This window comes from Paenibacillus sp. HW567 (assembly GCF_000374185.1).
In the GTDB taxonomy this organism is placed as follows: Bacteria; Bacillota; Bacilli; order Paenibacillales; family Paenibacillaceae; genus Paenibacillus_AQ.
This window is the reverse complement of record NZ_KB910518.1, coordinates 3,140,900-3,153,968: the sequence shown is the minus strand read 5'-3', so window position 1 is coordinate 3,153,968 and position 13,069 is coordinate 3,140,900. Positions and strand designations below refer to the sequence as shown.

Below are 13,069 nucleotides of genomic sequence, written 5' to 3'. Positions count from 1 at the left end.
ACAAGCAGGAGAGGCCGCTACAGTCTCTTCTGTTTGCATTTCAATCATACGGAGGTCAATCAACATGCAATCATATCAAATGAACAATCTGAAAGCCCTGCTGGCTGACACGCTCTGCGAAAAGTCAGAAGGTTATGTAATGGAGCAATTATTCAATCGCTATACGACTTTATCTGAACTCTTAGATGTTACTGAACATGAGCTGCTGACCATCAAAGGGATTGGCAAGTCAAAAGCTCGTCAGATCGTATCTGCTCTGCAATTAGCTCGTATCCTGAATGCACCAGGTCAGCAAGCATACACCATAAGCTCTCCTAAAGATGCAGCAGATCTGATGATGCCAGAGCTCGCCTATTTGCAGCGTGAGCACTTTGTACTGTTATTCCTTAATACGAAGAACAGAGTCATTGGCAAAGAGACAATTGCTATAGGATCACTGGATAGTTGTATTGTATCTCCAATGCAGGTCTATAAAGCTGCTGTTAAAAGAAGCTCTGCTGCGATCATAGCCGTTCATAACCACCCATCTGGTGACCCAACACCTTCACGGGAGGATATCGCTCTTACCGAACGTCTGGTGACCGCAGGAGAGATTATGGGAGTGCAGCTTTTGGATCATTTAATTATCGCTAATGAGAACTACTGCTCAATGAAAGAGCGTGGCCTGATGTAGCTACTTCACTGTTACGTTCGAGCCGCCCTTTACTCGGAGCCTCTGTCGCCATGATACAAGGCGATAAGGCGATGCCATGAACCAGCATCGCCAAGGCATCAGCCTATCATGGCGACCCCTCCGTATAAAGGGCTTTGATGTTCATTCTTATTCGTTGTTGTGCTGCCCCTGTTCGAAGTGTGGCAACATGGCCTTGACTACATCTAAGACCATTTGTTTCTGTGGATCATCCAATCCATTTGTTAGTAATGCGAATTGAAGGGCAAAGACATCTCGTTCTACACTGTCCAGCGTTGCTTTAAGCAAGGTGTCAGTAGAAACATTAAGAGCAATGGACAATCTCACCAGGGTCTCGACAGAGAGAATACGCTCTCCACGTTCAAGCAGCCCCATGTATGAGGCTGATATTCCAACGCTCTCTGCAAGCTTTTCCTGAGTCAAGTTGTATTTTAGTCGCTCTTCACGTACGCAATTTCCAATGAGTTTGTAGTCTATTTTATCATCCATGCTACCATTCCCTTCCTCCCAAAATGTAGTGGAAAGTGAAAGAAACAGTAACGGACCTCAAGAATTAATATATTACAACCATAAGCATTGACGTGTATTGGCACATTTTGTATGCTTATGAAAAAAGCTGCCTAATCTTGCCGCAGCCTAACTCAAGGAGGAGAGAAAGCTAAAAAAACGCTTTTATATTGAAGAAAACATGCTCTTAAACCAATCAAACTAAAAAGAGGTATCAGAAATGCAGAAACGATCAATATTATGTGCAACAATCTTATTAATGGTGGGTGTAATCGCTGGCTGCCAATCCAAAGAATCGGAAAGCCCCTCTTCTCAACCCACTTCGCTATCAGTCGCTGTAGCGGCAGATTCAATGTCACCTAACTCGGTTGCTAATAAAGAAACTGAAACTCCACAAACGAACAAATCTGATATAAACATTGAAAGTTTCTGGGATGCAGTACAAAGCGGCAATATTGATTCGGTGTCTGCTTACATTGATCATGGTGGCGATGTCAACGCACAGGATCAGGATGGTATTGCGGCGATCATTATTGCAGCTATAAACAATGACTATAAGATCATTGATCTACTCCTGGAACACGGTGCAGATGTTGATATCAAAACCAAAGATGGGGCTACAGCACTCAGTTTCGCTGCGATGGAAGGTAGTGAGTTAGCTGCAGAAAAGCTTATTGAACATGGTGCCAATGTCAATGAACAAGAGAACAGCAAGGGCGATACCCCTATAATGCTAGCTATAAAGGAAAGCCACTCCGATATTGTAAAACTCCTTTATAAGCAGGATATTGACCTCCAAATCAGAAACAATGAAGGTAATACAGCTATTGAGATGGCAATTAAATTAAATAATCCAGAAATAAATGAATTTCTTCGATTAGACGAAGTCAATGGTGAACCTACCTACTACACGATGGATTACCTAGAGAGTGGTCCGAGTAGTATATTTAGTTCTGATATTCCTCAAGTGGAATATGATGTGGACTCCGGCGAATTTGTCGCTTCTTCAGATTCAAGTGATTTCAACACCGGACCTGATCAGTATTATGAATGGATGATCGGAAAATGGAAGGGCACAAATAGCGTTGGCGAAGAAATCACTTTTGAGTTCCTTCCCGATAAATCATTCTTATCGCAATCTGTTACTGATAATGTGCAGGTAGTCGGCTACTATTTCTTGAGTGAGTCAGACCCAGGACTTACGGAGATGTACACAGGGGAATATGAAAAAATGTTCTTAGGGGCACGAAAGATAATGATGCCTGATGCTGATACTCTCTGCCTTACAGACCTTTTAGGAAACACCAAACGCTTAATACGAGTAAAGTAGCAATTTTAAATACTACAGACAGGAGTGACTGAAATGAAAAAAGTTATAGGTTGGGTATCATTGCTGCTTGGAGCATGGATTACTATTGCAGGAGTATTAGGAACCAAATCGGATCAATACAAAGAGGAAGCGTACTTTAACGGCATGTATGGCAATGAAACTCATTCAACAGTTATTATGGCGATTGTTGCTGGCATCGTGCTCCTTGTTATTGGAGTGGTACTTATTATGAAAAAAGCAGATGCTTCCAGCAATCACTCTGCTAGGGTTAATACAAGCCAATCTGAAGATGATGCCCGATTTGATGAGTTGTTCTCCAGCGTGAAAGAGAATTTTTCTGATGGCCAGAAGTAAGGTTGTCGTTATAGCAGTCTTCATCGTCCTGGGAGGCATTATTGGGGGGCTTATCAGTACACGGAACAACGAGCAGAAGCAAGAGGCCATTTCTGCAATGTATCAAATTGCCGACAACACCGGATCAATGAAGTTCAGAGTCGGAGCAGATATTGGCCGTCAGGAGGTAAAGAACGATAGAATTGTTGGTTGCGGAATTGGCGGTATCATTGGTGGCGTTGTTGGTTTGATACTCATTGCTGTGACCCGTAAACCTTCATAATGAATAGATAGTGAGGGGAAGCATTTGAACAGTTTTCTAAAAGGATACGTTGTGATTGGTACTGTACTTTATGTTGGCATCTGCATCGCAATGATTGCGTTTGGCGGTCTATACTTCTTCGCTGAGCTAGTAATGATAGGGATTGGGTACATGCTGCATAAGAAGCGTGCTCATCTCAAAGCTTCAGGATTCTGGACAAACTGGATTTGTGGCACCACAGTCGGCCTTATTGCAGGAGCTTTTCTGGGTCCTGGGGTTATTGTTGCCGCACCGCTTGTCCGATTTGGTTTTGTGTAGTGGTTCTAATATCTAAGTTAGGCCCTCAACTGATTATCGGCTGAGGGCTTTTGTATTGAACAGAAGCGTTTGTACGGAGCGTAGCCATCCAATTTGATAGAGTAGTCCTCCTGCTGTCTATATCACTTCTACGAACGTCTCAGTGGCTTACAGAGGGTGAAAATAGTCGAGCAAGCTCTGTCTTGGATTCGGTAATTGATTGATCCCCCAATCTGAAGGTATCGTGACCGGGTTAATTCCAAGGTTCCCCAAAGCTTTAACTCTCCGATTGAATACCTCTTTGCTGGCTGTGAGCATGAACTGCTCTTTGGCCGCATCAACACTTCCTGCATCCTTCACAAGCCGAAGCATACCGATTAGATTATCCTGTGTTCTTTTCTGCCGCACCAACTGCCTCACACGTCTTCTAGCATACGAAAGGCTATAGAAGTCACCAAGACCTACTGAGCGGTCAAAGTAAGTCAGGAGAATGGATTCAGCAAGCTGTGCATTAAGGAAATGCTCTATACGCTTGTCGGGAAGTCCTTCTTTTCTCTTAATGTAGTTGATCTTGTTACCCCTGCATTGTATCTCAATCCGCAGAATATTTCTTGCCTCTTCAAGATGTTCTATTCGTATTGTCGTATGTTCATTCTTCAGCCGCTTTTCCGTCTCATTCTCTTTGTTGTAAATATTCACGATGAGTGACCTGGATGTATAATATGCACTGCCAACAAATTCATTATGAAGCGTAAAATGACGGTTGGGCGTCCTGCTGTGTTGAAAAAGCTGAGTATACTCATCTACATTTTCTATCACTAAATCAGTACAGAGGTCAATTCGCTTACAATTCCAATGATTGAACGTTGGTAAAGCTTCCGACAGGTTGCCAAAGATAGTGCGGAGTCTCCTATCAAAAGCTTCAGGCACTAAGGGTATCTCAGCCATTGTAGTGGATTGGATGAGCATTTCAGGGTTTAACAGTAGCTTAGGATTCAATAGAATCTCAATAGCTCTGTACGTTAATCCTGTATCCAGTGTGTAATGAATCAATCGGATTTCGCGGAAGCCATTTGGACTGTAGTAAGTATTTTCATAAACACCTCTGGATACATCCAGGTTCAGCCACTCTTCTATATCCCAGAAAAGCTCCTCATCTGTTATTGGGAATACAATCTCCATGGTATGCACCATAATACCTGCCTTCTTTCTATAGTAGCTTATATTGCGTCTGGTGACACTTTGAGGAGCCGCCAGCCGATATGTAGCAAGGAGTTTAAGCCTCGCTGGAGGGAGAAAATCGGTCTCGCTCGCAGGGAAGTACTTTATCTTTTTACCGCTTATCTTGTCTTAATAATATTGTGATCGTGACAAATTTGTTACAGTGTTACTAGCGTTATTGTATGGAGTTGTCAAAGGACGATGGTGCTTATCGTGATCTGTGGGAAATAGTATAGTAGCTTTAAGAGTCCCTGTAAATAGAGATTAATCGGCGAAATTAGCTTGAATAAATTCATTATACCGATAAAAATATACCTAAATATACTATTAACTGCTTATTACTTTGTTTTAATCTGATTATAAGCTATTGACTATAGTGATTGGAAAAAGTATACTGTTTCGCACAGGAAACGAAATGGAGAGGATGAGAAAAATGGAGATTGGTGAAATTATCAGATACATCAGAGATATGAAAGATATGGGGGTGAATGAACTTGCCAGAATTTCTGAAGTTCCTGCGAGTTACATCAGCAAGTTGGAACGGGGAAACAGCAACAATCCATCTTTTTCGATTGTCAACAAACTTACCAAGGCCCTTGGACTTACTGATGATGAAATAGCCTTTATTATGCAATCTCTTGATAGGGATATGCTCGTGGATCAGTTGTATGTGGAGTTGAAAAAAAGAGGAAGTATTACTTTTCTGGATGTAGAACAAGGCATTGATTTTCAACATTTATGTCTTGATCCTGTCAAGCGTAATCTATATCGTTATGCAGGCGATTTGACGAAGGAGGACTACATGCTAATCAGCAGCAGCGTAGAGCATCTTGTCCAATACCTTGCAACCAGAAACAAGAGAGAAAACAGAGAGGGTGAATAATCATGGAAGTAACTCATAAAGAAAACGCAACTGTCGTCTTATCTGTAGCTGACATTCAACGGATGATGGGGATTGGCAGGAGACAAGCCTATGAGCTAATGCATTCCGGCCAGTTTCATGTCGTTCGAGTTGGACAACGCATTCTCGTATCCGAAGCGGTGTTTTTGAACTGGCTGAATCAACCTGTAAGTTGATTTCAACGTGAGTATGAGTAACGAAACTGAAGGGGGTGATCGCCTTGAGCGATTAATCAGCGGTGGGCTGTCGCGGCTCACCGTTATTTGTGTTTTCAAAAAACTTGAGAGGATGAAGTATATGGAAGGTTCAGTGAAGAAGGATGAAAAGACAAACAAATGGTTTTATGTTGCCGATGTTGGCAAGAAGCCTAACGGAGACCGCAATCAGAAGAAGAAACGCGGCTTCAAGACCAAAAAGGAAGCAGAGAAAGCGTTAAATGAATTGCTCAATCAAGTCCATTCAGGAAGCTATGTGGAACCCTCCAAAATGCTATATAAGGACTATTTAAAACAATGGCTGGAAGATAAACAGACCAAAGTAAGAGCATCAACCATGCTGACCTATTCATGGCTTGTTGAAGATCACATTATTCCTGCTCTTGGGCATGTAGAGCTTGCGAAGTTAAACCCAATGCTCATTCAGCAGACGTATACAACACTGATGAAGGAAGGCAAGCTGGGCAGCGAGAATATTCAAAAAACGCATACCCTTGTAAACGATTCGCTTAACAGGGCTGAACGGTGGGGGCTGATTTCAAAGAACCCCGCTGCTTTGGTGGAGCGTCCAAGAGCAGAAAAGAAAGAAATACAAATCTGGGACATAAAAGAGTTGAACGCTTTTCTATGGTCAGCACGAGTTAGTCGCTACCATATCGCCTTCTTTATAGCGGCTTGGACGGGTATGCGTCAAAGTGAAATTTTGGGATTGCGGTGGAAAGATATTGATTTTGATAACAAGACGCTCCGTGTGGTCCAGACTTTACGACATAACAGCACGGAATTGGTCTCAACAACTAAAACAAAAGCAAGCAATCGCAATATCGCTCTTTCCGATCAAACGATTGAGGCACTGCAAAAACACCGCAGACGCCAGATCAAAGAGCGGTTGCATGCAGGGGAAGTCTATAACAATCATGATCTTGTTGTCTGTACGGCTGTAGGAACTCCGCTAAACTCCCGCAATTTAAACCGTACGTTCTATGATCTTATTAAGAAAACGAAAATAAGACGAATATCCTTTCACAGTCTTCGTCATACTCATGCTTCATTGATGCTGGCATCAGGTGAAAATGTGAAGATAGTGTCTGAGAGGCTCGGACACGCCAATATACGCATCACACTGGACACGTACAGCCATCTACTGCCAAACATGCAAAGGGACGCTGCTCAGAACTTCGATAAGCTAATGTTGCCAGGTGACGAACTAATGGAGGCTGTAAATCAATACTGAAGATGCCTAAGCTTCATACTTTGATTTTAAGGAGAACACTCACAAATGAGGAATACTAATGATAAGCAACAGTTGATAAACAGCAGATTTAGTCTACGCGATAAATAAGCGATCTTCCGGAAATTATGGGAGGTCGCTTATTTTATTTGTGCAGATTTATATGCTCGTGACCAATCCGTGACCACAAGGGGTCAACGGCTTCTTTGGCATGTCTATTTTCTGTCCATAAAAAGCAAAAAAGCCTTGATTATCAAGGCTTTCTTCGTATAGGACGGATGGGGTTCGAACCCATGACCCCTACCCTGTCAAGATAGTGCTCTCCCGCTGAGCTACCGTCCTGCGACAAAAATGATAATACCATAGGATGTAAGGTGAAAGCAATATTTTTTTCGAACAGGCAAAGAACTCCCGCACGACGCAGAATTAGTTTTGTTATATAATGGTAAGTGCTGTGGTTAAACGTACAAGATAACTCTAGTAGAGGAGAATTTTAGATGAAAGTAATCATGCATGAAGCAGGTGCAAATGAAGAGGCCCTCAAATATGTCGTCATAGTGATGAAGCAGGGGGAGCAGTGGGTAATGGCAAGGCATAAGGAGCGTTCTACATGGGAGTTCGCCGGAGGCCACATTGACAAAGGGGAGAGTGCAGACGAAGCTGCCGCCCGGGAGCTGTACGAGGAGACGGGTGCACTGGAGTACGAATTATATCCCATATGCATCTATTCGGTCGTCCGTGAGGACATGCCGGAAAGCTTCGGGAAGCTCTATCTGGCTACGGTTAACAGGTTCGGTCCCATGCCCCAGTATGAAATGGAGGAAATCAGAGCCTTTACTGAGCTTCCGGAGGCTGTGACCTATCCGTTGTTTTATCCGGCGTTTCTTGAGAGAGTTAATGCTTTTATCAATTAGAATTTGCAGTAGCATTAGATAGGAAGATATAGTTAGATATGGGGTATCCGCTTTGTGTTTCGGGCCTGCCTACGATATTGATAGGAAAAAGGAGTTAAGACTTTGGAGCAAGAAAAGGATCAGAAGAAAAAAAATTCAACCGGGCTGACCTGGCTGGGCGGCGGGGTGGTTATGCTGCTCCTGAAGGGGAAGGCGCTCCTGTCTCTCTTAAAGCTGGGAAAAATAGCGGGTCCGCTGATATCCATGCTGGTCTCCGTATGGGCTTATGCGCTGATCTATCCTTGGCAGTTCGCAATCGGATTTGTGCTGCTGCTGTTTATCCATGAGCTGGGACATGTGCTTGCCGCCAAAAGGATCGGTCTTCCGGTGAGCGCACCGTTGTTTATCCCTTTTCTGGGAGCTTTAATCACGATGAAGAAGCAGCCGCTCGACGCCAAGATGGAAGCTTATGTAGCTTTTGGCGGACCGCTTCTGGGGAGTGCAGGCTCGGCGGTTGTATTTGCGTTTGCCTATTATTATCATAGTCCGCTGCTGTATTCGCTTGCCTACGTTGGGTTTCTGCTCAATCTGTTGAATTTGCTGCCGATTCATCCGCTGGATGGGGGCCGTATTGCGACGGCGGTCACACGCTGGCTGTGGCTGGTGGGGTTAATTGGCGGTTTGGCAGTGATCATTTACCTGAAATCGGTCCTGTTCCTGATTATCTGGCTGCTGTTTGCCTATGATCTGTACAAGAAATATATCAGCCGGCGCAAGAGCAGTCAGATCAGAACAGTGCTGCTTAAATTCCTGATCCCTGTAGAGCATCTGCAAGAACAAGGGTATCTGATTCCGGGACCTGAGCACAAGAGAGAGCTGCCTTATACCACCTACAGTGATTTCGACCGGCAGCAGTATATCGGTATCCATTATGAGAGTCTGGATTATTACGGCACAGCGAGACTTCCTATGCAGAGTATCATCGGGAAGGTGAAGCTGACTCAGCTTGAGCATCTGATGCTGGAAACGGGCCTGCACTTAAACGCGCAATGCGAGGTCCAATTTACCGCTTTTGAGAACGACAAATATTATGATGTACCGGCAAGCTCCCGCTGGAAATACGGTATAGCCTATTTTGCCTTAGCGGGATGCATTGGAATCCTGATGTATCTGGTACATGTAGTGGGAAATGTAAATCTGTAATCCTTCGTTTAAGAGCGCTCCAAACCGTCAAAGCTGTGAAAAGCTGGATAAATAGGAGGAGTGTGCGTATGCGCAGGATATCACTATGGGAAGCGGGAGTTTGTCTGCTACTGCTTCTGGGCACGGCCGGGTGCGCGGCGGAGGATCAGGCTCCGGGGTATATGGAAACCCATCGAATGACGGACCTGGAGGCCCCGCTGGATGTCAATGACAGCCTCATGTCACCGGTAATGCAGGATGTATACGACAGGTCTATTCCTGAAGAGGTCTACTCGGCTGAATAAAGTATTCCCAGATCAGTTGCCGGGTTGCCCCGCAGTCTATATACAAAAAAATCAAAGTTCTGTATAATGGGTCAACTATCGCTTTTTTTGTATAGCAGAGAGAGGGGACGAAGGGGAATGGCGGCTGAAATTGTGCGTGTGACTACAGAGGAGCAGCTCCGGTGGGGACTGGATATCCGCATGAAGGTCTTTGTTGAAGAGCAGAAGGTACCGGCGGAAGAGGAGATTGATGAATATGATGTTATCGGTGATAATGTGCATCATATTCTGCTTCTGGATGAAGGCATTCCGGTTGCTGCCGGACGACTGATTTATTATAAAGCCGGAACGGCCAAAATGCAGCGGATTGCCGTGCACAAAGACTACCGCAGCAAGGGGTACGGACGAATCCTGCTGCTGGCGCTGGAGGAGCTTGCCCGTGAGCTTGGCCTTGAGGCGTCCATTCTTGATGCGCAATGCCAGGCTGAGAATTTTTACAGCAAGCTGGGTTATAAAGTGATTTCAGCAGAGCCATTCTATGACGCGGGGATTTTACATGTGCGGATGGAGAAGTCGCTGTAATATCATATTCAGCAGTACATACTCTACCGTCTCTGAGGACAAGCTAGGAGTGAGCCAATCATGGCGAATCCAAGGCGCGAAGGAGTAGATCCTAAGTGATAAACAGTGCACGTGAACGGTTTATAGCAGTCCAAAAAGACGGTGACGGCGATTTGACAGGCTTCCAGACCTCATCGGGCCGGGTGCTCGATTACCAGCAGGCGCTGAAGGAGGTCCAGGCTGGCGCAATTGCCGGCGTTAATGTATTCAAAGGCAAGGATGGCGAAATGCACATTCGCGGTGATGCCGATGGTGATCCAACCAACAATCTGGATCAGCTCCCGCTATTCTGATATTGGCATAGCTAAGACCGGACGACACGTCAGATTGACGTTGTTGTCCGGTCTTTTTGCAAATATAAGTAAGTCTAAGTTTCACACTATACATAAGTAATGAAATAATTGCCTGCACCTGCGCAACTTGTCACAGACTTGGTAGTATATATTAACAGCATGAATTATTTGGAGGGTCTCAAGCTATGAGATGGAAAAAGATTGCTCTGTGCGTGGCTGTGTTTTCCTTAATGGGAGGCTCATTGCTATTCGCCGATGCTGTAAATCAGAAAATTAGAGTGTGGAGCAACGGAAAGGAAATAGCCGATGGCGGCTATTTGATTGACGGCAAAGCCTATATCCCGGCAAGAGAGGCGGGGGGAGTTGTCAGTTGGGACGGTTCAGGCAGAGTGAACATCCTTAAGCCGAATGTGCATATCGTGCTGTTCAAGGGCGACAATGTCTTTGGAAATGTGAACGTAGGCAAGCTTAAGATTAAGGTCTTGACCCAGGTGGACAGCTTAACGGATGAGGTTGCGGCGGTGAAGGTCGCCATTACGGACCCTTCGGGCAATGTGAAGGATATCCAGTCCCAAGAGCTTGGCAACTCAAAGAAAGAGGATTTCTGGTTCCCTACTTCTGAATTCACCTACGATTTCAAAGAATCGGGTAAATACCGGGTGGGTTTCTATATCAAAGCAACTAAGGGCTCCGATTACGTACTTGTGTCAGAGAAAGTAATCACTGCGCTGGAATAGCCAATTCTGCCTGCCCTCAAATTGACCTGAACTTATCTTACGTGGTACGATACCAAATGTAGGATAATTCAATTTAAAGTGAGGTATTACAATGAGCGATCACAAACATGAGCATGGCCATGAACATGGTGAAGCATGCGGTTGCGGACATGATCACGACCATGAGCACGAGGAGTTTGTGCTGACCTTGACGAACGAGCAGGGCGAAGATGTGGAAATGGTATTGGTGGAAACGTTCGACGTAGGTGAGAAACTGTACGCCCTGCTGCTGGAACGCGAAAACCCTGAAGCGGATGGCATCATTCTTCGTATGGAAGAAGAGGACGAAGAAATGGTACTGTACAACATTGAAGATGAGGCTGAATGGAAGGCTGTTGAAGAAGCTTATAATGAGCTGCTGGCCCAGCAAGAATAGATTTCAGTGAAGCAAGTGATGTCGGCGCTGTTTTGGACAAGGCAGTGAGGCTCATATGCAAAAACCCGATACTATAGCAGTATCGGGTTTTTGCATGATTGCCTGTGTTAAGGAAGGGTTGCCGATCAAGAGATCGGCTCCGCTTCCACAATAACCTTTATGTTCGTAACGCTGCGGTCCTCGGGGCCTTTGACTGGCAGGCCGATTTCCACATGATCAATGATATAGTCGATGTTATCCTGGGTAATAACCTCGCCAGGCAGCAGAATCGGAATGCCCGGAGGATAAACATAAATAAATTCTGCGATAATATAGCCTGCAGACTCGCGGAAGGGCACTAGCTGAGTATCGGCATAGAACGCATCGCGCGGAATCAGTGCGAGCTGCGGAATTTCCGGAACCTGCACCTTGAGCTCATAAATCTCACCCTTGCTGTAATGAATGGCGGAGAGGACTCTGAGCGCAGCGATTAGCTTATCTACAGATTCCTGCGTATCTCCAGGCGTAATCAGGCAAAGAATGTTATACATGTCACTAAGCTCAACTTCGATGTTGTACTTCTGGCGCAGCCAGTTCTCCGTTTCGTAGCCGGTGATACCCAGGTGGCGCACATGAATGCTAAGCTTGGTCGGGTCAAAATTAAAGGTGGCTTCAGTGCCGAGAATGTCTTTGCCGAAGCTGTACAGGCCTTCAATGCCGTTGACTGCATCGCGGGCATAATTGGACAGGGCAATTGTTCTTGCTGCCATCTCATGGCCGTTCAGGGCCAGATTGCGTCTGGAGGTATCCAGAGAGGCCAGCAGAATGTATGATGTAGAAGTTGTGGTCAGCATACTGAGAATCGTCTGAACCCGCTGCGGATTGACGAGGCCGGTCTTGGCGTTCAGATTGAGCACCGAGCTCTGCGTCATGGAGCCGCCCAGCTTGTGTACGCTGGTTGCCGCCATATCTGCACCGGCCTGCATGGCCGATACCGGGAGATCCTCATGAAAATGAATCAATACTCCATGTGCCTCGTCCACCAGTACGGGAACCCCGTAGCTGTGGGCCAGGTCGACAATCGAACGCAGGTCGGCACAAACACCGAAATACGTAGGATTGATAACAAGTACACCCTTGGCATCGGGATGGCGCCTTAAGGCCTTCTCGAGTGCGCTGGTGGTTATACCGTGGTCTATCCCAAGATTCTCATCCTGAACAGGAGAGACGAAAATAGGCTTGGCTCCGGAGAAAATTATGGCCGACATCACGGATTTGTGAATGTTGCGCGGCACAATGATTTTGTCTCCTTCCGAGCAGACAGAGAGGATCATGGTCATGATGGCATTGCTCGTGCCCTGTACGCTAAAATACGTATAGTCGGCGCCGAAAGCCTCCGCAGCCAGCTTCTGAGCCTCCATTATCACGCCCGTAGGCTGATGAAGGTCATCAAGCGGTGCGATGTTGATCAAATCTATGGATAGAGCGTTATTGCCGATAAACTCACGGAATTCGGCATCGGTTCCTAGCCCCTTCTTATGCCCGGGAATATGAAATTGAACTGGATTTCCGGCGGCATGCTCTTTGAGAGCGGTGAAGAGGGGAGTTACGTGTTGATCCATTTAATGCTGTCACAACCTTTCGTGAAGAGTAATTTTTTCAAGCAAGCATCAGTAT

General features: G+C 45.5%; 18 protein-coding genes and 1 tRNA gene. 15 read left to right on the top strand and 4 right to left on the bottom strand.

The features are described from left to right. Positions 1–64: 64 nt before the first annotated feature. Positions 65–673: a RadC family protein gene (gene radC, locus B212_RS0114365; RefSeq protein WP_019911551.1), complete on the top strand. Its 609-nt coding sequence runs from the start codon at positions 65–67 to the stop codon at positions 671–673. A gap of 147 nt (positions 674–820) precedes the next feature. Here the strand turns inward: radC and B212_RS0114360 are convergent, their stop codons facing one another. Next, on the bottom strand, positions 821–1,180 hold the full coding sequence (locus tag B212_RS0114360) for a helix-turn-helix domain-containing protein (RefSeq protein WP_019911550.1): 360 nt from the start codon (positions 1,178–1,180) through the stop codon (positions 821–823). Between the two features lie 238 nt (positions 1,181–1,418). On the opposite strand from B212_RS0114360, the gene B212_RS0114355 reads away from it, so the two are divergent. From B212_RS0114355 to B212_RS0114340, 4 genes are read left to right on the top strand one after another with little or no spacing between them, the layout of a single operon-like run. Then, positions 1,419–2,528: an ankyrin repeat domain-containing protein gene (locus B212_RS0114355; protein WP_019911549.1), complete on the top strand. Its 1,110-nt coding sequence runs from the start codon at positions 1,419–1,421 to the stop codon at positions 2,526–2,528. A gap of 33 nt (positions 2,529–2,561) precedes the next feature. Next, positions 2,562–2,882: a hypothetical protein gene (locus B212_RS0114350; RefSeq protein ID WP_019911548.1), complete on the top strand. Its 321-nt coding sequence runs from the start codon at positions 2,562–2,564 to the stop codon at positions 2,880–2,882. Beyond that, positions 2,869–3,144 carry a hypothetical protein gene (locus B212_RS0114345; protein ID WP_019911546.1) on the top strand — a complete coding sequence of 92 codons (276 nt, stop codon included), beginning with the start codon at positions 2,869–2,871 and terminating at the stop codon, positions 3,142–3,144. Before B212_RS0114350 ends, B212_RS0114345 begins: the two co-directional genes overlap by 14 nt. A 24-nt stretch (positions 3,145–3,168) precedes the next feature. Continuing rightward, complete coding sequence (locus B212_RS0114340) at positions 3,169–3,441, top strand: hypothetical protein (RefSeq protein WP_019911544.1); 273 nt, start codon at positions 3,169–3,171, stop codon at positions 3,439–3,441. A 147-nt stretch (positions 3,442–3,588) separates the two neighbouring features. Here the strand turns inward: B212_RS0114340 and B212_RS0114335 are convergent, their stop codons facing one another. Further along, complete coding sequence (locus tag B212_RS0114335) at positions 3,589–4,614, bottom strand: hypothetical protein (protein ID WP_019911542.1); 1,026 nt, start codon at positions 4,612–4,614, stop codon at positions 3,589–3,591. Positions 4,615–5,074: 460 nt separating this feature from the next. On the opposite strand from B212_RS0114335, the gene B212_RS33160 reads away from it, so the two are divergent. From B212_RS33160 to B212_RS0114320, 3 genes are all read left to right on the top strand, one after another. Continuing rightward, the gene (locus B212_RS33160; RefSeq protein WP_019911541.1) at positions 5,075–5,524 is read left to right on the top strand and encodes a helix-turn-helix domain-containing protein; all 450 of its coding nucleotides are present in this window, start codon (positions 5,075–5,077) and stop codon (positions 5,522–5,524) included. 2 nt (positions 5,525–5,526) lie between these two features. Continuing rightward, entirely contained in the window at positions 5,527–5,718 is a 192-nt protein-coding gene (locus B212_RS0114325; RefSeq protein WP_019911540.1) for a helix-turn-helix domain-containing protein, read from the top strand. A gap of 121 nt (positions 5,719–5,839) precedes the next feature. Further along, the gene (locus B212_RS0114320; protein ID WP_019911539.1) at positions 5,840–6,991 is read left to right on the top strand and encodes a tyrosine-type recombinase/integrase; all 1,152 of its coding nucleotides are present in this window, start codon (positions 5,840–5,842) and stop codon (positions 6,989–6,991) included. 267 nt (positions 6,992–7,258) lie between these two features. On the opposite strand, the gene B212_RS0114315 is transcribed toward B212_RS0114320, so the two are convergent. Then, positions 7,259–7,330 (bottom strand) — tRNA-Val (locus tag B212_RS0114315). 155 nt (positions 7,331–7,485) lie between these two features. Between B212_RS0114315 and B212_RS0114310 the strand changes: the two genes are divergently transcribed. From B212_RS0114310 to B212_RS0114280, 7 genes are all read left to right on the top strand, one after another. Beyond that, a complete protein-coding gene (locus tag B212_RS0114310) occupies positions 7,486–7,902 on the top strand; it encodes an NUDIX hydrolase (protein ID WP_019911538.1) in 417 nt (138 codons plus the stop codon). Between the two features lie 102 nt (positions 7,903–8,004). Continuing rightward, on the top strand, positions 8,005–9,084 hold the full coding sequence (locus tag B212_RS0114305) for a site-2 protease family protein (protein ID WP_019911537.1): 1,080 nt from the start codon (positions 8,005–8,007) through the stop codon (positions 9,082–9,084). A 68-nt stretch (positions 9,085–9,152) separates the two neighbouring features. Further along, a complete protein-coding gene (locus B212_RS0114300) occupies positions 9,153–9,368 on the top strand; it encodes a hypothetical protein (protein ID WP_019911536.1) in 216 nt (71 codons plus the stop codon). Positions 9,369–9,485: 117 nt separating this feature from the next. Beyond that, positions 9,486–9,929, top strand: coding sequence for a GNAT family N-acetyltransferase (locus B212_RS0114295; protein ID WP_019911535.1), 444 nt, complete (start codon positions 9,486–9,488; stop codon positions 9,927–9,929). A gap of 95 nt (positions 9,930–10,024) precedes the next feature. Next, a complete protein-coding gene (locus tag B212_RS0114290) occupies positions 10,025–10,261 on the top strand; it encodes a DUF3892 domain-containing protein (protein WP_019911534.1) in 237 nt (78 codons plus the stop codon). A gap of 185 nt (positions 10,262–10,446) precedes the next feature. Then, positions 10,447–10,998 (top strand): hypothetical protein, encoded by a 552-nt coding sequence (locus B212_RS0114285; RefSeq protein ID WP_019911533.1) that lies wholly within the window; start codon positions 10,447–10,449, stop codon positions 10,996–10,998. Between the two features lie 91 nt (positions 10,999–11,089). After that, positions 11,090–11,413, top strand: a complete 324-nt coding sequence (locus tag B212_RS0114280) for a DUF1292 domain-containing protein (RefSeq protein ID WP_019911532.1) — start codon at positions 11,090–11,092, stop codon at positions 11,411–11,413. Between the two features lie 125 nt (positions 11,414–11,538). Here B212_RS0114280 and B212_RS0114275 read toward each other — a convergent pair whose 3' ends face one another. Beyond that, positions 11,539–13,014: an aminotransferase class I/II-fold pyridoxal phosphate-dependent enzyme gene (locus B212_RS0114275; protein ID WP_019911530.1), complete on the bottom strand. Its 1,476-nt coding sequence runs from the start codon at positions 13,012–13,014 to the stop codon at positions 11,539–11,541. Between the last annotated feature and the right edge of the window lie 55 nt (positions 13,015–13,069).